At 57.9% G+C, this 18857-nt stretch carries 17 protein-coding genes; 11 read left to right on the top strand and 6 right to left on the bottom strand.

The features are described 5' to 3' along the window. Positions 1–85 precede the first annotated feature (85 nt). Complete coding sequence (locus GIV35_RS03110) at positions 86–1321, top strand: sterol desaturase family protein (protein ID WP_198715841.1); 1236 nt, start codon at positions 86–88, stop codon at positions 1319–1321. Here the strand turns inward: GIV35_RS03110 and GIV35_RS03115 are convergent. Further along, positions 1302–1937 carry a DedA family protein gene (locus tag GIV35_RS03115; protein ID WP_105228929.1) on the bottom strand — a complete coding sequence of 212 codons (636 nt, stop codon included), beginning with the start codon at positions 1935–1937 and terminating at the stop codon, positions 1302–1304. The genes GIV35_RS03110 and GIV35_RS03115 overlap by 20 nt on opposite strands. A gap of 208 nt (positions 1938–2145) precedes the next feature. Between GIV35_RS03115 and hemB the strand changes: the two genes are divergently transcribed. Further along, on the top strand, positions 2146–3159 hold the full coding sequence (gene hemB, locus GIV35_RS03120; RefSeq protein ID WP_057975313.1) for a porphobilinogen synthase: 1014 nt from the start codon (positions 2146–2148) through the stop codon (positions 3157–3159). Positions 3160–3177: 18 nt separating this feature from the next. Next, positions 3178–5400 (top strand): polyphosphate kinase 1, encoded by a 2223-nt coding sequence (gene ppk1, locus GIV35_RS03125; RefSeq protein ID WP_213152885.1) that lies wholly within the window; start codon positions 3178–3180, stop codon positions 5398–5400. A 139-nt stretch (positions 5401–5539) separates the two neighbouring features. On the opposite strand, the gene ppx is transcribed toward ppk1, so the two are convergent. Next, positions 5540–7042: an exopolyphosphatase gene (gene ppx, locus GIV35_RS03130; RefSeq protein ID WP_003195352.1), complete on the bottom strand. Its 1503-nt coding sequence runs from the start codon at positions 7040–7042 to the stop codon at positions 5540–5542. Positions 7043–7796: 754 nt separating this feature from the next. Here ppx and GIV35_RS03135 point away from each other — a divergent pair. The 5 genes from GIV35_RS03135 (at position 7797) to GIV35_RS03155 (ending at position 13102) form a co-directional block, all read left to right on the top strand. Then, entirely contained in the window at positions 7797–8456 is a 660-nt protein-coding gene (locus tag GIV35_RS03135; protein WP_213152887.1) for a DUF1120 domain-containing protein, read from the top strand. Between the two features lie 115 nt (positions 8457–8571). Next, positions 8572–9231 (top strand): DUF1120 domain-containing protein, encoded by a 660-nt coding sequence (locus GIV35_RS03140; RefSeq protein ID WP_236264312.1) that lies wholly within the window; start codon positions 8572–8574, stop codon positions 9229–9231. A 105-nt stretch (positions 9232–9336) separates the two neighbouring features. Continuing rightward, complete coding sequence (locus GIV35_RS03145; RefSeq protein ID WP_081095710.1) at positions 9337–10038, top strand: fimbria/pilus chaperone family protein; 702 nt, start codon at positions 9337–9339, stop codon at positions 10036–10038. Positions 10039–10044: 6 nt separating this feature from the next. Then, positions 10045–12549, top strand: coding sequence for a fimbria/pilus outer membrane usher protein (locus GIV35_RS03150; RefSeq protein WP_268939831.1), 2505 nt, complete (start codon positions 10045–10047; stop codon positions 12547–12549). A gap of 190 nt (positions 12550–12739) precedes the next feature. Beyond that, positions 12740–13102, top strand: a complete 363-nt coding sequence (locus GIV35_RS03155; RefSeq protein ID WP_230960007.1) for a hypothetical protein — start codon at positions 12740–12742, stop codon at positions 13100–13102. Between the two features lie 4 nt (positions 13103–13106). Here the strand turns inward: GIV35_RS03155 and GIV35_RS03160 are convergent, their stop codons facing one another. The 4 genes from GIV35_RS03160 to GIV35_RS03175 are packed head-to-tail and all read right to left on the bottom strand — an operon-like array spanning position 13107 to position 15946. Continuing rightward, on the bottom strand, positions 13107–13844 hold the full coding sequence (locus GIV35_RS03160; protein ID WP_034129024.1) for an amino acid ABC transporter ATP-binding protein: 738 nt from the start codon (positions 13842–13844) through the stop codon (positions 13107–13109). After that, entirely contained in the window at positions 13831–14481 is a 651-nt protein-coding gene (locus tag GIV35_RS03165; RefSeq protein WP_073526089.1) for an amino acid ABC transporter permease, read from the bottom strand. The genes GIV35_RS03160 and GIV35_RS03165 overlap by 14 nt, the downstream gene beginning before the upstream one ends. Continuing rightward, complete coding sequence (locus GIV35_RS03170) at positions 14478–15146, bottom strand: amino acid ABC transporter permease (protein ID WP_054896001.1); 669 nt, start codon at positions 15144–15146, stop codon at positions 14478–14480. Before GIV35_RS03170 ends, GIV35_RS03165 begins: the two co-directional genes overlap by 4 nt. A 14-nt stretch (positions 15147–15160) precedes the next feature. Then, complete coding sequence (locus GIV35_RS03175) at positions 15161–15946, bottom strand: transporter substrate-binding domain-containing protein (protein WP_223022899.1); 786 nt, start codon at positions 15944–15946, stop codon at positions 15161–15163. Between the two features lie 254 nt (positions 15947–16200). Between GIV35_RS03175 and GIV35_RS03180 the strand changes: the two genes are divergently transcribed. From GIV35_RS03180 to rho, 3 genes are all read left to right on the top strand, one after another. Then, entirely contained in the window at positions 16201–16896 is a 696-nt protein-coding gene (locus GIV35_RS03180; RefSeq protein ID WP_105228926.1) for a FadR/GntR family transcriptional regulator, read from the top strand. 121 nt (positions 16897–17017) lie between these two features. After that, positions 17018–17347: a thioredoxin TrxA gene (gene trxA, locus GIV35_RS03185; protein WP_034129019.1), complete on the top strand. Its 330-nt coding sequence runs from the start codon at positions 17018–17020 to the stop codon at positions 17345–17347. A gap of 234 nt (positions 17348–17581) precedes the next feature. Continuing rightward, on the top strand, positions 17582–18841 hold the full coding sequence (gene rho, locus GIV35_RS03190; protein ID WP_003176825.1) for a transcription termination factor Rho: 1260 nt from the start codon (positions 17582–17584) through the stop codon (positions 18839–18841). The last annotated feature ends 16 nt before the right edge of the window (positions 18842–18857 follow it).

Here is an 18857-nt window from a genome sequence, read left to right on the forward strand (position 1 = left end):
GTCTACTAATTTGTAACCTCTTGCCAATGGGAACTCACGTCGCTGCACCTAATCTTGATGTAACAAAAATAGGCCGGACTAGCCCATGGACTTTGTGCCTTACGCAGTACCGTTTTTTATTGCCCTGATCGTGGTGGAGTTGCTGGCCGACCGTTGGCGTGGCGTGCGCAACTACCGAGTGGCGGATGCCATCAACAGCCTCAGCACCGGAGTGCTGTCCACCACCACTGGCTTGCTCACCAAGGGCGTGGGCCTGCTGACCTACGCGTTCGCCCTCAAGCACCTGGCGCTGTTCGAATTGTCGGCCCAGAGTGCCTGGACCTGGGTGTTTGCCTTTGTGTTCTATGACTTCTGCTACTACTGGCTGCACCGCATGGGTCATGAGCGCAACATCCTGTGGGCCGCGCATTCGGTGCATCACCAGAGCGAGGACTACAACCTCAGCACCGCTTTGCGCCAGACCAGCACCGGTTTCCTGCTGAGCTGGATCTTCTACTTGCCCCTGGCGGTGGTTGGTGTGCCGCTGGTGGTGTTTATCAGCGTGGCGTCGCTCAACCTGCTTTATCAATTCTGGGTCCATACACGCCATGTTCCCAAGCTTGGCTGGTTCGAATGGTTTTTCGTCACACCGTCCAATCATCGGGCCCACCATGCGCAGAACGCTCTCTACATGGATCGCAACTACGGCGGGGTGTTCATTATTTGGGACCGACTGTTCGGTACCTTCCAGGAGGAAGACGATAACGAACCGGTGATTTTCGGTGTGACCACACCCTTGGCCAGCTGGAACCCGCTGTGGGCCAACCTGCAGTTTTATGCGCAACTCTGGAGTGACGCCCGGCGTACTGAGCGTTGGTGGGACAAGCTGCGTATCTGGTTCATGCGCACCGGCTGGCGCCCGGCGGACGTCAAGGCCAAGTACCCGATGGCCAAGCCGGACCTGAGTCAGTTCCGCAAATTCGAGGTCCCGCTGGATGTGCGCCAACAGGTCTACATCGCCTTGCAGTTTGCGGCCTATGTAGGGTTTGGCAGCTATCTGATGAATTTCGGTGAGGGCTTGCCCTCCACGGCGCTGGTCCTTGGCTGGGGCACGATGGCGCTGGGGTTGTTTACCCTGGGCGTGGCGCTGGAGAATCGCCCATGGGCGCTGAAGGCCGAGCTGGCGCGCCTGGCGCTGAATGTTCCGTTGGTATGGCTGGCGCCGCTGGTGGGGTTGTGGCCCGCCAGCAACCTGGGCTGGCTGGGCCTGGCGAGTTACAGCCTGCTCAGCATCATCGGCCTCTACTGTTGCAGAAGCCGGCTTACTCGGCTGGTGTCTTAGGCGTTTCGACCGAGGCTGGCTCGTTAGCCAGCCGAGCCTTGGCCTCGGCACAGGCTTGGCGGGCGATGCGGGCATTCTTGAAGCGACGGCGCAGCCACAGGCCAAAGCCCAGCACCAGCAAGGCGCCCAATACCCACAACTCGTATTTCTTGACGCTGCCGAGCATCCCTTCCAGCACCGCGCCGAAGTGATAGGCTGCCGCCCCCAGTGCCGCGGCCCAGATCGCCGCGCCAATACCGTTCAGAACCAGGTAGCGCAACGGTGGGTAGCCAGACAGGCCAATCGCCACGGGCATCACCGTGCGCAAGCCGTATACGAAGCGGAAACTCAATACCCAGATATCCGGATGCTTGCGGATATGTTCCAGTGCCTTGTCGCCCATCAGTTGCCAGCGCGGCTTGCGCGCCAGCAACTTGCGGCCGTGCTTGCGCCCCATGTAGTACCAGAGCTGGTCGCCGGCGTAGCTGCCAAAAAAGGCAACGACCACCACCAGGTTGATATCCATGTAGCCACGGAACGCCAGGAAGCCTGCGAGTACAAGGATGGTCTCGCCTTCAAAGAACGTGCCGAGAAAGAGGGCAAAGTAGCCGAAGTCATGCAGAAATTGTTGAAGCATGGTCTAGGGTGCTGGCGAAATGAACGCGCAGCCTACGCCTTCACGAAGATTCATGAAAGTATCGAGATGTGTCACGAAGTGAACAATTCCTACGCAAATGACGAATGGGACTACAGGTCGTGTCGATAAGCACAACTGTCATTCATTCGTCATAATGGCCGCTTATAACTGCAACGCTCGCCCGTAAACACGGGCTCAGGAGTCTGTCGTGAGCTTTACCCCTGCCAATCGCCTGTTCCCCGCCACCCGTCTGCGTCGCAATCGTCGTGATGATTTTTCTCGTCGCCTGGTACGTGAAAATGTACTGACCACGAATGATCTGATCCTGCCGGTTTTCGTGCTCGACGGTGAAAATCGCCGGGAAGCGGTGGCGTCGATGCCGGGTGTGGAGCGTCTGACCATTGACCTGTTGCTTGAAGAGGCGGCGAAGTGGGTCGAATTGGGCATCCCGGCGCTGGCGCTGTTCCCGGTGACCCCGGCCGAACTCAAGACCCTGGACGCCGCCGAAGCCTGGAACCCCCAGGGGATTGCCCAGCGTGCCACCCGTGCCCTGCGCGAGCGTTTCCCGGAGCTGGGCGTGATCACCGACGTGGCCCTGGACCCTTTCACCACCCACGGCCAGGATGGCATTCTTGACGAAGACGGTTATGTTCAGAACGACATCACCGTCGATGCACTGGTCAAGCAGGCGTTGTCCCACGCGGCTGCGGGCGCCCAGGTGGTTGCACCGTCGGACATGATGGACGGGCGCATCCAGGCGATTCGCGAAGCCCTTGAGCTGGCCGGTCACGTCAATGTGCGGATCATGGCCTACTCGGCCAAATACGCCAGCGCCTACTACGGCCCATTCCGCGATGCGGTAGGCTCGGCGCTGAACCTGGGCAAGGCCAACAAGGCCTCGTACCAGATGGACCCGGCCAACAGCCAGGAAGCCCTGCACGAAGTGGCCGCCGACCTGGCCGAAGGCGCCGATATGGTGATGGTCAAGCCGGGGATGCCTTACCTGGACATTCTTTACCGGGTCAAAGAGGAATTCAAAGTGCCGACCTTTGTCTATCAGGTCAGCGGTGAATACGCCATGCACATGGCGGCAATCCAGAATGGTTGGTTGAGTGAAGGGGTGATCCTCGAATCCCTGACTGCCTTTAAACGTGCCGGCGCTGATGGCATTCTGACCTACTTCGCCGCCCGCGCCGCCCAATTGCTTAGAGAGCAACAATAGCCCTCACAGGAACACTCGATGAATACCGAAGGACTCTCAGAAGTTGCCGTAAAAGACGCTCACCCGGTGGTTGAACAAGCCGCCCAGACCCCGCCGGAGCTGGAGCCTGCACCGCCTGCGGTGGTGGCCGAAGCACCTGCGCCGGCGCCAGTGCCAGTGGTCACCAACCTGGATGACAGCAGCCTGTACATCCACCGCGAGTTGTCACAACTGCAATTCAACATCCGCGTGCTCGAGCAGGCGCTGGATGAGTCCTACCCCTTGCTGGAACGGCTGAAATTCCTGCTGATTTTCTCCAGCAACCTGGACGAGTTCTTCGAGATCCGTGTTGCCGGCCTCAAGAAGCAGATCACCTTCGCCCGTGAACAAGCCGGTGCCGACGGCCTGCAACCGCACCAGGCCCTCGCGCGCATCAGTGAGCTGGTACACGGCCATGTGGACCGCCAGTACGCGATCCTCAATGACATCCTGCTGCCGGAGCTGGAAAAGCATCAGGTCCGCTTCATTCGTCGTCGTCACTGGACCGCCAAGATCAAGACCTGGGTGCGCCGTTACTTCCGGGACGAGATTTCGCCGATCATCACGCCTATCGGCCTCGACCCGACGCACCCGTTCCCCTTGCTGGTGAACAAGAGCCTCAACTTCATCGTCGAACTCGAAGGTATCGACGCTTTCGGCCGCGATTCGGGCCTGGCGATCATCCCGGCGCCGCGTCTGTTGCCTCGGATCATCAAGGTACCGGAAGAGGTAGGGGGCGCTGGCGACAACTATGTATTCCTGTCGTCGATGATCCACGCGCACGCCGATGACCTGTTCCAGGGCATGAAGGTCAAGGGCTGCTACCAGTTCCGCCTGACTCGTAACGCCGACCTGGCGTTGGACTCCGAAGACGTCGAAGACTTGGCCCGTGCCCTGCGCGGCGAACTGTTCTCGCGGCGCTACGGCGACGCGGTGCGCCTGGAAGTGGCGGACACCTGCCCGAAACATCTGTCGGACTACCTGCTCAAGCAGTTCAACCTGGCAGAATCGGAGCTGTACCAAGTCAATGGCCCCGTAAACCTGACGCGCCTGTTCAGCATCACCGGCTTGGACAGCCATCCTGAGCTGCAATACAAGCCGTTCACCCCGCAGATCCCGAAACTTTTGCAAAACAGCGAGAACATCTTCAGCGTGGTGAGCAAGCAGGACATCCTGCTGCTGCACCCCTTCGAGTCGTTCACCCCGGTGGTCGACCTGTTGCGCCAGGCTGCCAAAGACCCGCATGTCCTGGCCGTGCGCCAGACCCTGTACCGCAGCGGTGCCAACTCGGAAATCGTCGATGCGCTGGTGGATGCGGCACGTAATGGCAAGGAAGTCACCGCGGTGATCGAGTTGCGTGCGCGTTTCGACGAAGAGTCCAACCTGCAACTGGCCAGCCGCCTGCAAGCGGCCGGTGCGGTGGTGATCTACGGCGTGGTCGGCTTCAAGACCCATGCCAAGATGATGCTGATCCTGCGCCGTGAAGCCGGTGAGATCGTGCGCTACGCCCACTTGGGCACCGGCAACTATCACGCCGGCAACGCCAAGCTCTACACCGATTACAGCTTGCTGACGTCCGACGACGCGCTGTGCGAAGACGTCGGCAAGTTGTTCAGCCAGTTGATCGGCATGGGCAAGACTCTGCGCATGAAGAAGCTGTTGCACGCGCCGTTCACGCTCAAGAAGGGCATGCTCGACATGATTGCCCGTGAGACCCAGTTTGCCCTCGACGGCAAACCGGCGCACATCATCGCCAAGTTCAACTCGCTGACCGACCCGAAGATCATCCGCGCGCTGTACAAGGCCAGCCAGTCCGGTGTGCGCATCGACCTGGTGGTGCGTGGCATGTGCTGCCTGCGCCCCGGCATTGTGGGCGTGTCGCATAACATCCACGTGCGCTCGATCATCGGCCGCTTCCTGGAGCACACACGCGTGTTCTACTTCCTCAACGGCGGCGAAGAGCAGATGTTCCTCTCCAGTGCCGACTGGATGGAGCGCAACCTCGACAAGCGCGTGGAGACCTGCTTCCCGGTGGAAGGCAAGAAGCTGATCATGCGGGTCAAGAAGGAGCTGGAAAGCTACCTGACCGACAACACCCATAGCTGGAGCCTGCAGTCGGATGGGCGCTACGTGCGTAACACCCCGACCGGCAACCAGAACCCGCGCAGCGCGCAGGCGACGTTGCTGGAGAAGTTGGGTAGCCCGATTCTGACGGTGAACTAGCCCAGGCATACGCAATTCCATGTGGGAGCGGGCTTGCTCGCGAATGCGGTGTGTCAGTCAATGCATCTGGTGACTGATCCACTGCATTCGCGAGCAAGCCCGCTCCCACATTTGTTTTGCAGAATGCTTTTAGATTTGCTTAGCGCAGGTTCAGGCTGAACCCTACCCGCGTCAGCCATTCCGCTTCCTGGGCGAAGTCCGCCTGGGTCAGCTGGTTTTCATCCAGCCAGCCTTTGGGGAACATCACTTCCAGGCTATCGCCATCGGCGTGCAGTTTGACCTGGGGCATTTCCTGGGTGCCGCGGATGTGGTGGAACAGGATTGCAAAGCGCAGCAGCGCACACAGGCGGATCAGCTTGATGCCGTCTTTACCGAACTCGGCAAACTTGTCCTTGGGAATATTGCGACGATGGCCGCGTACCAGCAGCGCGAGCATCTGTTGGTCTTCCCGGGAGAAACCGGCCAGGTCCGAGTGTTCGATCAGGTACGCGCCGTGCTTGTGATAATGGTAGTGGGCGATGTCCAGGCCGACTTCATGCACCTTGGCTGCCCAGCCGAGTAACTCGCGCCAGACGCCGTCCTCCAGGTCCCAGTCCTCGGCCACCTGGTCGAAGGCGTGCAAGGCTTTGCGCTCGACGCGGGCGGCTTGCTCCAGGTCGACGTGATAACGCTCCATCAGCGAGCTGAGGGTGCGCTCTCGCACGTCTTCATGGTGGTGCCGGCCCAGCAGGTCGTAGAGCACACCTTCGCGCAGGGCGCCGTCACAGTGGTCCATGCGTTGCAGTTCGAGGGCGTCAAAGATGGCTTCGAGAATCGCCAGGCCCGCAGGGAAAATGGCGCGACGGTCGGGCTTGATGCCGTCGAAGTCGATTTTCTCTGCATCCCCCAGCTTGAACAGCTTGCGCTTGAGCCACGCCAGGCCTTCGGCGTTCACCTCACCGGTGCCATGGCCACCGGCCTTCAAGGCCAGGCCAATGGCACGGATGGTGCCGGACGAGCCGATGGCTTCATCCCAGGTCAGGCGGTGCAAGGCATGTTCAATGCTCATGATTTCCAGGCGCGCTGCGGTGTAGGCCTGGGCATAACGCGCCGGGGTGATCTTGCCATCCTTGAAATAACGCTGGGTGAAGCTCACGCATCCCATCTGCAGGCTTTCACGCAGTAGCGGTTCGAAACGCTGGCCGATGATGAACTCGGTGCTGCCACCGCCAATGTCCGCCACCAGGCGTTTGCCGGGCGTGTCGGCCAGGGTGTGGGACACGCCGAGGTAGATCAGGCGTGCCTCTTCACGGCCCGAGATGACTTCCACCGGATGCCCGAGGATTTCCTCGGCGCGATGGATGAATTCGTTGCGGTTGCGCGCTTCGCGCAAGGCGTTGGTACCAACGATACGCACCGCGCCAGGGGGCATGCCGTTGATCAGTTGCGCGAAACGCTTGAGGCAATCGAGCCCGCGCTGCATGGATTCTTCATTGAGCTTGCGCTCGTCGTCGATCCCGGCGGCCAGTTGCACCTTCTCGCCGAGCCGCTCAAGGATGCGGATCTCGCCGTTCTGGGCCTTGGCCACGACCATATGAAAGCTGTTGGAGCCCAGGTCGATGGCGGCGATCAAGGACAGATTCTTGGCTTGGGATTGCGGCATGGTTTGGGGGTCTCGGTCGATAACCTTGCCATCGTGCCACGATCGACGGCTGGCGCCAACGCGTAGTGCCAGAGGAATTTTCCCCAATCACTCATCAGAAATTGTGAATGCCGCTTGTAGGAGGTGGTTGCGATAGCTGTGTTATTGGGTCAGGAGTCGCTGTAGTTCATAACTTGCAGTGTGCGTAATTTCTGGATGGTCAACTTAGTCCTACATGTGTATGCATATTTGTCTTGGTTTTTTGTGTTTGCTCCTACAGTAAACAATCTAAATGTGAGCCGTTTTCGCAGAGCTGTCTTACGTTGATTGAGGTATTTTTCCGGCTTAATTATTTATGTGTGGCGCCGATACTGCCGGTCGGCAATTAAGCCGTGGCGGTAATTATTTGTCGCTCAGGGCTTGTGCAAGGGGGTAGTTGTGCGTGTGGGGTTCAACAAGTGAACACCTCACATCGCTGACTATAGGTGCTGTTTTTACATGTTCAGGAAATTAAGGTGCTCAGATGAAGAGCAAAGTGTCAGTGCCGGCGGGACTGCTTCTGGCTGCTGTAGATTTAAGCGTCGAAGCAGCCAATCTACGAGTGAAGGGTATTAATGGCCCCGCCCGTTGCAGTTTAACACTATGAATTCGATGGCAAGCAGCCTGCGCTAGAGCTGTGCTATTTCCGATAGTTGTTGTGTCGGCAGTTTTAGTGATGAGCGATATTGGTTTTTGCTAGCGAATCCATTTCTATGTCTATGCAGGATGTAAGATCATGAAAGTAAAGTTTGTTTTGGTGGCAGGTGTGGTGCTTTCGGTGGCTAGTCTGAGTGCTCAGGCCTCAGAGTTGCGCGTAAAGGGGGCCATTGTTCCTGCCAGTTGCAGTTTTACAATGACTAATGCTGTTTTCGATTATGGTGATATCCGGCCGTCGAGCCTAAGCGAAACTCAGTATACGCGTTTGACGGCGAAGTCTACGCCGTTCGCTGTTAAATGCGAGGGAACTGCACTCACTGCGGTTGGGCTCAAGGCAGTGGATAATCGTTCATCCAGCAAAGTGCCAGGTATCGTTAGCTCAATAGACCAAGGCTACACTGATAACTACAACTATGGATTGGGTGTGTCGTCCAAAGGGCAAAAAATAGGGGGTTATGCCGTACATGTTCAAAACTCTATTGCTGATGGGCGAACCGTCCGTACATTGACTTCCGCAGACAATGGCAATACATGGACGAACTATCGAAGCAATGCGTTGGGTCAAGGCGGCGATGTCATTGCCTGGTGGGGTGGTTCAGGAGCGCAAACACCACTTAAGGTTAATTCGGTATCGGGGAATATTCAGATTATCACCTTTATTAATAAAAAGTCCGCGCTCGATGTGGGCAGTAAAATCGAGTTGGACGGTCACGCAACCTTGGAGCTTCGTTACCTCTAGGCTCCTATTCGTACTTCCTTGATCAGATAATTCGCATCGGTGTGTGGGTGATAGTGCAGGCCTAATAGTCATCGGGTTTGATCTGATATTTATCGTTATGTTGAGAGTGCTAAAAATGAATAAGACGATGTTTGTAATGAGTGTCGCGTGCTTGGCGTCCCTTGGTTTTCATGCTCAAGCTGCTGACCTGAGTGTGAAAGGAACGATTGCCCCCGTCAGCTGCAGTTTCACGATAACCAATTCGGTTTTTGACTACGGAAGGATTGACCCGAATTCCCTGAGTCCGACGCGTTATACACAGTTGGCTAAAAAGACAACGCCTTATTCGATCAAGTGTGCCAGCAATGTCAAGACAACGGTGGCGATCAGGGCGTCGGACAATCGTGCAAGCTCTCGAATTCCCGGCATGATGCTCAGTCTTTTTGGCAGTAATTATAAAGATACTTATAACTTCGGATTGGGTGCTACGTCCCAAGGGCAAAAGATTGGTGGGTATCTGATCCACCTACGTAATTCTGTGGCGGACGGTGTAGCGGTGGGGATTGTTGGTTCCGAGAATAATGGCGGATATTGGCATACGAATAGCACCCAAGCCGTCGGCCATACCTCCAACCTTACGGCTTGGCGGGCAGGCAATGTCTACGCACCTATCAAGGTTAATACGGTGGCAGGCCAAATTGAAGTGTTGCCTGTTATCAATAAAACATCAGAGTTAAATATGAGTAATCAGATTAATCTGGACGGTCAGGCTACTTTAGAGCTGCGCTATCTATAACTAGGTGCGGAAAGGGGCCGAGCAGAGCCACGCTTTATTAAGCGGGCTTTGTGTCGGCCAATATTTCTTTCGCAAAGCCTGTGCGCACAAGTGGGTAGTGAAGTGATGGTTAAAAGATTTCTTAAATCATGCTTGTTAATAGGTTTTTTCTTGCCGGCGGTGCTGTTCGCCGACGGTATGCGTCCTGATACCACCGTCATTGTGCTACATGAGGCAGAAGGTGAAGTCAGCATTAACGTCACCAACACGGATAGCAGTCCGGCACTGCTGCACTCGGTTATCGAGGACGTCCCGGAAGATACCGAGCAACTGATTGTTGTCACCCCACCGGTCACACGCGTGGATGCAGGAGAGCGTCAGATGGTGCGGTTTCTTTCAATAGGCACCGAACCACTCAAGACCCAGCGCCTGAAGCGTGTGTCCTTCGAAGGAATTCCTCAGGCACAACCTGGTTCCGGTGCGACCATTGGTATCAGCCTTCGGCAGAACCTTCCACTGATCCTGCATCCCAAAGGCTTGCCAAAGAACGATGCGCCTTGGGAACTACTGACCTGGCATCTTCAGGCCAACGTCTTGAGTGTGCGCAACGACAGCCCCTACGTAGTTCGCTTGGCGGCAGACGTCCGTCTTAATCCGCAACGAGTGACGGCCAGCCTTGCTCGTACCTACGTGCTGCCTGGCGAAGTGTTGCAGGTGGCCTTGGACAAGCCTGTACCCGGTGCGACCTCGGTCACCCTTGAACCCGCGACCGTCTACGGCTTCGCTGTCGATAGCTACGATGCGCTGCTCATCACGAATGCGCCGTGACCGTTCATGAACACAACCAATGGCAATTTCGGTGCAGTTCCCGACGACTTGAATCATGTACAAAAGCGTGAGGCGCTTTTCAGGCGAAGCGGGCTGAGCCTGTCGGTGTGCATGGCAATGATGGCGGTGGTGGTCACGGATGCTTCTGCCGCCCGTGTATCGAGCATTTCCGGGTTCGACTTGGAAACGCTGCAGGCGCGGGGTATCAGCCCTTCGGTTGCCCACTATTTTCGTCATGCGCCACGTTTCAGTGAGGGTGTGAGGGTCGTGGACCTGCACGTCAACGGTGAGCGGATAGGCTTGACGGATGCTCGGTTCGATAAAGAAGGTGAGCTATGCTTTACCCGTAGTTTGCTTGATCGTGGCAGCTTGCGGGTACCTTCCTCGGTGATCGACAAAAGTGTCCCCCCCGAGCAAGCCTGTCATGACTTCAAAGCCGAATACCCTGAGACAGTAACGACATTGCGCCCTGGCAACGAAGAGGTGTCGTTGGTGGTGCCTACGCAAGCGCTGCGAGACGTTCAGCGAGACTCCGGCAGCTATGCGCGCGGAGGCACGGCAGCGCTACTCAATTACGACGTCCAGGCAATCAACAGTCATTCCAGGGCGGATACCTATCGGTATCTTTCAGCCTCCACAGAGGTGGGCTTCAATTTTGGTGATTGGATTGCCCGCAGCCGCCAGCTTTATATTTCCAACGATCGCCGCACAACGGCCGAACACCTTTTCGCCTATGCACAACGGGATTTCTTGCCTTTGGCTTCGACCTTCCAGGTCGGTCAGATATCGAGCAATAACCCGGTGTTTGGGGGAGTACAACTGACGGGCGCGCAGATTTTCCCCGATGGTATTGAAAGTGGTGGCAGTCACAATGGCGTGGTAGTCGAGGGGCGAGCCCTGAGCCAATCACGGGTGGAAGTACGGCAATCCGGCGCGTTGATCTATACCACGGTCGTTCCTGAGGGGCCTTTTACGCTGACCAATCTGCCCTTGCTCAACGGCACCAGCGACCTTCAGGTCACGGTGATAGAGACTCAGGGCGGGCAGCGCAGTTTTGTCGTGCCGGCTGCTACGTTCCGCGCAGTGGTCCCCGTGAAGTCTGGATATACAGCTTCTTTGGGCAAGGTCCGCGAGGTGGAGGGGAGAGGGGCCAAAGAGCCCCTGCTGGCCATGGCCAGTGGTACGTGGGCTGTGGGCAAGGACAGCGCGGTCAGCGCAGGGGTACAAAGTACCGATAGCTACAATGCGGTAGGGCTTGCCCTGGACAGCAGCTTTTCCCAGCGCTTTTCTCTGGGGGTGCGTAACAACTTGTCCCGGGATCATTCAACAAACGTACAAGGCGCGCGCAACAGTGTGTCTGTGAGCGTCGGCCTGCCTGCGAATGTACAGATGTCCTTGAGTGCCACTGCGCAGACACCGGGCTATCGTGACGTCATCGATACAGTGACGCCTCATGTAAACGATGTGGATGGCTCGCGATTCAAGAACCACTACACCGTAGGATTCAGTTGGGCGGACCCTCAGTTGGGTGGCTTCTCAATCGGTTATAACCGGGGGGCCGATTTCAAGAGCCGGATTACCCAGAATATCTACGGCACGTGGAACAAGAGCTTCAGATATGCCAGCGTCGGTGTGACCGTGGACTCTCAGATTGGCCAGTCCAACAGTGCCGATGACCGGAACGATGACGGACTGGGTATTCGACTGCAGGTCAGTGTTCCCTTGGGCCGTGATCGGAGCCTCAGCGCATTCGCTCGGCGTCAGGGAGAGCGCTCCAGTATCGGCACTGCCTATGATGAGCGTGTCGACGAGACGCTGAACTACCAGATACGCAGCGACAGAGACTTCGCAGGGCATCGTGAGCACACCCTGGGCGGCACGCTCAACGCGTCTTCTCGTTACGCGCAAGTGGGGCTGGGGCTGAATCGTGACTCGTCCAGCACCAGTTACTCCGGGCAATTGCAAGGGGCGGTGGTCGCCCATTCTGAAGGTTTCACATTGTCGCCGTATCGGGTTGAGGACACGTTTGGCGTGGTCTCGGTGGGCGAGGTTGCCGGTGCTCGTCTTACCACACCTCAAGGGCCGGTGTGGACCGACCCGTGGGGCAAGGCTGTGATCGCCAGTTTGCCGGCTTATCAGTCGAGTGTGTTGGAGTTGGAAGGCAAAAGCCTACCTCGCCAGATGGATATCAAGAACGGTACCAAGGTTCTGGAAGCGGGTCGTGGGTCCTTCAACAGGGTCGATTTCGAAGTAATCAATGTGCGCCGGGTACTGCTGCGCGCTACGGATATACACGGCAAACCATTGCCTCAGGGCGCTGCCGTGCTGGGGCCAGAAAATGCATTGCTGACCACGGTGGTTGGGGATGGGATGATTTTTCTCAGCAACGTCGACGCGCCCCAGGCCCTTAAAGTCTCTTCCAGCACAGTATCCTGCGCGCTGCAACTCGACCTTCCGGAGCAAACCTATAATGGCAAATTCTACGAAACCGCTTCGGCGGTCTGTCGGTGAGATGGCCCGCATGAACGAGTGGCGTATCGGGTGCCTCAAAGGCTTGGGGCTGTTGTTGAGCTGCCTTTTACTGGCAGCGCCGGCAAGTGCTGCGAACTGCCGCCTGTCCCTGAGCCAGCCCATCATCGATTACGGCCTGCTTCGCCCAGGCGAACAGCTCGAAAATCGGGGTGCTTCGCTGGGAAAGCGTATGGTACGTCTGAACGTGATCTGCGTGGAGGCTGCGGTGATTGCGCTACGTTTTCAAGGCGTGCCGGCCAATGAGACTGGCTACAGGTTTGGCCGCCAGGGTTTTTTCAACCTGACGCTTCAGCATCCTCAACTCGACGGTAAACCCATCGAGTTAGCGCAATGGCACAACCCTACCGAACGGGACGCCCAGCTACGCCCAGGCCAATCTCTGGTAGTGCTGGTCGGCGGAGCTCCTGCCAGAGGCCACGCTTTTTCGGCGCAGGTGCAAGTAGACACCTGGCTATCGAGCGCAGCCACTGCTGTTGGCAATAAAACCACATACGAGGGCAATGGGCGTTTCGAGCTGGTGTCCGGTGGCTGAGTCCTCAGGCAGGTGATCCATGGCTGCCGATGAAGTTTGCCAGCTCGGCAGATTGCGGATGTGCAAACAGCACTTTCGGATCGCCCACTTCATGCACCTTACCCTGGTGCATGAACACCAGCTTATCCCCAACCTCCCGGGCAAAACGCATTTCGTGGGTCACCATGATCAGGGTCATGCCGTCTTTAGCCAGTTGGCGCACCACGCTGAGCACTTCATTGACCAGCTCCGGGTCCAGGGCCGATGTGATTTCATCGCACAGCAGCACTTTGGGTGACATGGCCAGTGCGCGGGCAATGGCGACTCGCTGTTGCTGGCCACCGGACAGTCGATCAGGGAAAGCGTCGAACTTCTCGCCCAGGCCTACCCGTTCCAGCATCTGCTTTGCCAACTGCACCGCTTTGGCCTTTGGCACTTTCTGCACCACTTGCGGCGCCAGCATCACGTTCTCGCCCACGGTCAGGTGCGGGAATAGATTGAATTGCTGGAACACCATGCCGACCTTCTGCCGCAGGCTGCGCAGGTCGGCGCGGGCCGCGTCGAGGTATTCACCATCGACTTCGATGACGCCGTCGTTGATCGACTCCAGACCATTGAGGGTGCGCAGCAAGGTGGACTTGCCCGAGCCGCTGCGGCCGATGATTGCCACCACCTGGCCTTCGTCCACCGTCAGGTCGATGCCCTTGAGCACGTGGTGATCGCCGTAATACTTATGCAGGGCGGAAATTCTAAGCAGAGGCATGCAGTCTCCTTTCCAGGTAGCGCGCACTGAGGGACAAGGGGTAGCAAAGCAGGAAGTAACCGAGGGCCACCAGGCCATAGACCATGAAGGGTTCGAAGGTGGCGTTGGCGAGCATGCCGCCCGTCTTGGTCAGTTCGGTGAAGCCGATGATCGAGGTCACGGCGGTGCCTTTGACCACCTGCACCGAGAAGCCCACTGTCGGCGCGACAGCAATACGTAGCGCCTGGGGCAAGATCACGTAGCGCAGTTGTTCAAGCGGGTTGAGGGCCAGGCTGGCCGAGGCTTCCCATTGGCCGTGGGCAATTGAGTCGACGCAGCCGCGCCATATTTCAGCCAGGTAAGCGCTGGTAAACAGGGTCAACGCAATCGCCGCTGCCAGCCAGGGCGATATGTCCACGCCGAGCAGGGCAACGCCGAAAAACACCAGGAACAGCTGCATCAGCAGTGGCGTGCCCTGGAACAGTTCGATATAGGTGCGGGCAATGTTGCGTGGGAACGCTTTGCGGCTGATGCGCAGGGTCATCACCAGTAAGCCGATCAGGCCGCCGCCCACAAACGCCACTAGCGACAGCAGCAGCGTCCATTGCAGGCCGGTAAGCAGGTTGCGCACGATGTCCCAGAACGAAAAATCACTCATCGGCTGTTCCTCATGACAAACCGTCGGCCGATCCAGTTGAGCAACTGGCGAATCATCAGCGCCATGCACAGGTACACCAGGGTGGTCAGGGCATAGGTTTCAAAGGCACGGAAATTACGCGACTGGATAAAGTTGGCGGCAAAGCTCAGCTCTTCAGTCGCGATCTGCGAACACACCGCCGAGCCGAGCATCACGATGATGATCTGGCTGCTCAGGGCTGGCCACACCTTGCCCAGGGCCGGCAGCAGCACCACATGGCGAAACGCTTCAAAGCGCGTCATTGCCAGCGCCGCGGCCGCCTCCAGTTGCCCTCGAGGGATGGCCTGGATGCCCGCACGGATGATCTCGGTGGAGTATGCCCCCAGGTTGATCACCATCGCCAGCACGGCGGCTTGCCATTCAGTGATTTTCAACCCCAGGGACGGCAGACCGAAGAAGATAAAGAACAGTTGCACCAGGAACGGCGTGTTGCGGATCAACTCGACATACACACCAAAGAGCCACGCGAACGGCTGGATCTTCCACGCCCTTACCACGGCGCCGACGGTTCCCAGTGCCACGCCGAGGAGGGCGCCAATGGCCGTCAGCTCAAGGGTGAACAGCGCGCCACGCAGGAGCAGATCGGTATTGGCCAGCACCGGCACAAAGTCGAATTGATAGGCCATCGTTGAGCTCCGCGTCAGAGGTCGGCAGGCAGCGGTTCTTTGAGCCACTGCATGGCGTTTTTCTCCAGGCTACCGTCAGCCTTGGCCGCGACCAGGATCTGGTTGACCTTTTCCAACAGCGCCGGCTCGTTCTTGTTCACGCCCACGTACACCGGCGAGTCCTTGAGCTTCACCTTCAGCGCGGGTACGCGTTTGGGGTTGCGTTCGCTGATGGCCACCATGACCACGTTGCCGCTGGCGATCAGGTCGACCTGGCCGGCCAGGTAGGCGGCGATGGTGGAATTGTTGTCTTCAAAGCGCTTGATCGTGGCTTCCTTGGGCGCTACCGCTGTCAGCTCGATGTCCTCGATGGCGCCACGGGTCACGCTAATGGTCTTGCCCTTGAGGTCGTCGAGGCTGGTGATGGGGGAGTCAGGCGGCCCAAACACGGCGAGGTAGAACGGCGCGTAGGCGTTGGAGAAGTCGATGACCTTTGCGCGCTCGGGGTTCTTGCCCAGGCTGGAAATCACCAGGTCGACCTTGCCGGTGGTGAGGAACGGGATGCGGTTGGTGCTGTTCACCGGGGTCAGTTCCAGCTTGACCTTGAGTTGGTCGGCCAGCAGCTTTGCGGTGTCGATGTCCAGGCCACGGGGTTGCATGTCAGGGCCGACCGAGCCAAACGGCGGAAAGTCCTGGGGGACGGCAACCTTCAGGGTGCCACGAGCGACGATGTCATCCAGACCATTCGCCTGGGCGGGTGCCTGGCTCAGCATCAGGCTGGCAAACAGGGCAGTGAGCAGGGCGCTGTAGCGCTTGGTCATGGCAACTCTCCGAAAAAGGCGAAGGAATTTTCTGAGTTTGCCCAGTGCACAGCCCATGCCAGCACCGTTCGGATCGTCTGCAAGGCTGATGTTTGTTGAGGTGCACAGGTCTTACTGGTCTGAACAGTTACCAGGGTTTTCGCACCCTTTTCGAGCGCTGACAAAAAGCTGCGAGCCCCTTTGGGGCGTGGCTTGCAGCCGACCATAAATAGTTTTACAACGGGTCACGCAGCTATCGGGAACCTGAGCTTTTTATGAATTCCATTGCCCAAGCCGTACCGGAAGCGGCCTTGCAGGCCATCCGCAAACTGATCAAGGAGCAAGGCTTCGGGCCGGGCGATGCGTTACCGTCCCAGCGCGACCTGGCCCTGCAATTGGGGGTGAGTCGGGCTTCGTTGCGTGAGGCGCTGTCATCCCTTAGCGCCTTGGGCGTGGTCAGTGTGCAGCCGGGCAAGGGCGTGTTCGTGCAGGACGTGCAAGAAGCGCCAGGGTTTGCCTGGCCCTTCGCGGCGCAGGTTACGCCGCCGGATATCTTCCAACTGCGCTACGCATTGGAGGGGTTTGCGGCGGGGTTGGCAGCAATGACACTGACCATCGAGGCGCTGGACAGCCTGGAGGATAATGTCGAAGCCATGCACAGAGTGCTCAAGGCGGGTGACTTCGAAGCGGCCGCTCGCCTGGACTTCGAATTTCACCAGTGCATTCTGCTGGCCAGCGGTAACCAGGCAATGGTGAGTATCCTCAGTGCCAGTGCCGAGGTGTTTTTGGAGAGTCAGAAACTACCGTTCATCCGGCCGGAGCGGGCCATGGAAACCTGGCAGGAACATCGCAGGATCCTGCGCGCCCTGGCCCGCCGCAACAGTACGACGGCGCAGAAAACCATGCAGGAACATATACGTAATGCTGCGTTGCGCACGGGCATTGCGTTCGTGACGCCCGTTACGTCGTGAGTGGGGTCATACCCACACTCATTCAACTTCATAGCAAGACTCAATCAGACGCGGCTTCCTGAACAGGGGAAGGGCGGCTATGATGGGCAACGTTTTTTTTGCTTACAATCCGGAGACATCCATGAGCAACGATCTTATCAAGCACGTCACCGACGCGACCTTTGAGGCCGAAGTACTCAAGGCTGCCGGCCCGGTGCTGGTTGACTACTGGGCTGAATGGTGCGGCCCTTGCAAAATGATCGCTCCGGTCCTGGACGACATTGCAACCACCTACGAAGGCAAGCTGACCGTTGCCAAGCTGAACATCGACGACAACCAGGAAACTCCGGCCAAGCATGGCGTACGTGGTATTCCTACGCTGATGCTGTTCAAGAACGGCAATGTTGAAGCGACTAAAGTGGGCGCGCTGTCGAAGTCCCAGTTGCAAGCTTTCCTCGACGCGAACATCTAAGCGTCGTCAAAAAAGCCCCGCAAATAGCGGGGCTTTTTCGTAAAGCAGGGCTAGACGCTCCGAAATCCAGGTGGTACATTCGGCCCCGCAGTGGTTTCTCCACTGCCCCCTGCAAGCCGTCGCCGACGCATTCCTTTTCGATTAGTACGCGATCCTGTCGCCTTCTCTGCGGCGCGGCCTCATTAAGCCAAAAGCTTAATTTCCCCCCTCCATAAATGATTACGTCATTCCTATATGAATCTGACTGAACTCAAGCAAAAGCCGATTACCGACCTGCTCCAATTGGCCGAAGAAATGGGCATAGAAAATATGGCCCGTTCGCGCAAGCAGGACGTGATTTTCTCCCTGCTCAAGAAGCACGCGAAAAGCGGCGAGGAAATCTCCGGTGATGGCGTGCTGGAGATCCTCCAGGACGGCTTCGGCTTCCTCCGCTCTGCAGACGCGTCCTATCTCGCCGGCCCAGACGATATCTACGTCTCGCCGAGCCAGATCCGTCGCTTCAACTTGCGCACTGGTGACACCATCGTTGGCAAGATCCGTCCTCCGAAGGAAGGCGAGCGTTACTTCGCCCTGCTCAAGGTCGACACGATCAACTTCGACCGCCCAGAGAACGCGAAAAACAAGATTCTCTTCGAGAACCTGACCCCGCTGTTCCCGACCGTGCGCATGAAGATGGAAGCCGGTAACGGCTCCACCGAAGACTTGACCGGTCGTGTGATCGATCTCTGCGCTCCGATCGGCAAAGGCCAGCGTGGCCTGATCGTCGCACCGCCGAAAGCCGGCAAGACCATCATGCTGCAGAACATCGCCGCGAACATTGCACGTAACAACCCTGAAGTTCATCTGATCGTGCTGTTGATCGATGAGCGTCCGGAAGAAGTGACCGAAATGCAGCGCACCGTGCGCGGCGAAGTGGTTGCCTCGACGTTTGATGAGCCGCCAACCCGCCACGTGCAGGTTGCCGAAATGGTGATCGAAAAGGCCAAGCGCCTGGTCGAGCACAAGAAAGACGTGGTGATCCTGCTCGATTCCATCACGCGTCTGGCCCGTGCCTACAACACCGTGATCCCGAGCTCCGGCAAGGTGCTGACCGGTGGTGTCGATGCCCACGCCCTGGAGAAACCAAAGCGTTTCTTCGGCGCTGCGCGGAACATCGAAGAAGGCGGCTCGCTGACCATTATCGCCACCGCGCTGGTTGAAACCGGCTCGAAGATGGACGAAGTGATCTACGAAGAGTTCAAGGGTACCGGCAACATGGAACTGCCTTTGGACCGCCGCATCGCTGAAAAGCGTGTGTTCCCGGCGATCAACATCAACCGCTCCGGCACCCGCCGCGAAGAGTTGCTGACCGCAGACGACGAACTGCAGCGTATGTGGATCCTGCGCAAGCTGCTGCACCCGATGGACGAAGTTGCGGCCATCGAGTTTCTGATCGACAAGCTGAAAACCACCAAGACCAACGACGAGTTCTTCCTGTCGATGAAACGCAAGTAATACAGCGTTTCAGGTC

Origin of the sequence: Pseudomonas sp. PA-1-6B, assembly GCF_021609545.1 — a bacterium.
GTDB lineage: Bacteria > Pseudomonadota > Gammaproteobacteria > Pseudomonadales > Pseudomonadaceae > Aquipseudomonas > Aquipseudomonas fluorescens_BV.

Excerpts from the sequence above, each read along its gene's own strand:
- GIV35_RS03110 (WP_198715841.1), top strand. The coding sequence starts at position 86 with ATGGACTTTGTGCCTTACGCAGTACCGTTTTTTATTGCCCTGATCGTG.
- GIV35_RS03115 (WP_105228929.1), bottom strand. The coding sequence starts at position 1,937 with ATGCTTCAACAATTTCTGCATGACTTCGGCTACTTTGCCCTCTTTCTC.
- ppk1 (WP_213152885.1), top strand. The coding sequence starts at position 3,178 with ATGAATACCGAAGGACTCTCAGAAGTTGCCGTAAAAGACGCTCACCCG.
- ppx (WP_003195352.1), bottom strand. The coding sequence starts at position 7,042 with ATGCCGCAATCCCAAGCCAAGAATCTGTCCTTGATCGCCGCCATCGAC.
- GIV35_RS03135 (WP_213152887.1), top strand. The coding sequence starts at position 7,797 with ATGAAAGTAAAGTTTGTTTTGGTGGCAGGTGTGGTGCTTTCGGTGGCT.
- GIV35_RS03140 (WP_236264312.1), top strand. The coding sequence starts at position 8,572 with ATGAATAAGACGATGTTTGTAATGAGTGTCGCGTGCTTGGCGTCCCTT.
- GIV35_RS03145 (WP_081095710.1), top strand. The coding sequence starts at position 9,337 with ATGGTTAAAAGATTTCTTAAATCATGCTTGTTAATAGGTTTTTTCTTG.
- GIV35_RS03150 (WP_268939831.1), top strand. The coding sequence starts at position 10,045 with ATGAACACAACCAATGGCAATTTCGGTGCAGTTCCCGACGACTTGAAT.
- GIV35_RS03155 (WP_230960007.1), top strand. The coding sequence starts at position 12,740 with ATGGTACGTCTGAACGTGATCTGCGTGGAGGCTGCGGTGATTGCGCTA.
- GIV35_RS03160 (WP_034129024.1), bottom strand. The coding sequence starts at position 13,844 with ATGCCTCTGCTTAGAATTTCCGCCCTGCATAAGTATTACGGCGATCAC.
- GIV35_RS03165 (WP_073526089.1), bottom strand. The coding sequence starts at position 14,481 with ATGAGTGATTTTTCGTTCTGGGACATCGTGCGCAACCTGCTTACCGGC.
- GIV35_RS03170 (WP_054896001.1), bottom strand. The coding sequence starts at position 15,146 with ATGGCCTATCAATTCGACTTTGTGCCGGTGCTGGCCAATACCGATCTG.
- GIV35_RS03175 (WP_223022899.1), bottom strand. The coding sequence starts at position 15,946 with ATGACCAAGCGCTACAGCGCCCTGCTCACTGCCCTGTTTGCCAGCCTG.
- GIV35_RS03180 (WP_105228926.1), top strand. The coding sequence starts at position 16,201 with ATGAATTCCATTGCCCAAGCCGTACCGGAAGCGGCCTTGCAGGCCATC.
- trxA (WP_034129019.1), top strand. The coding sequence starts at position 17,018 with ATGAGCAACGATCTTATCAAGCACGTCACCGACGCGACCTTTGAGGCC.
- rho (WP_003176825.1), top strand. The coding sequence starts at position 17,582 with ATGAATCTGACTGAACTCAAGCAAAAGCCGATTACCGACCTGCTCCAA.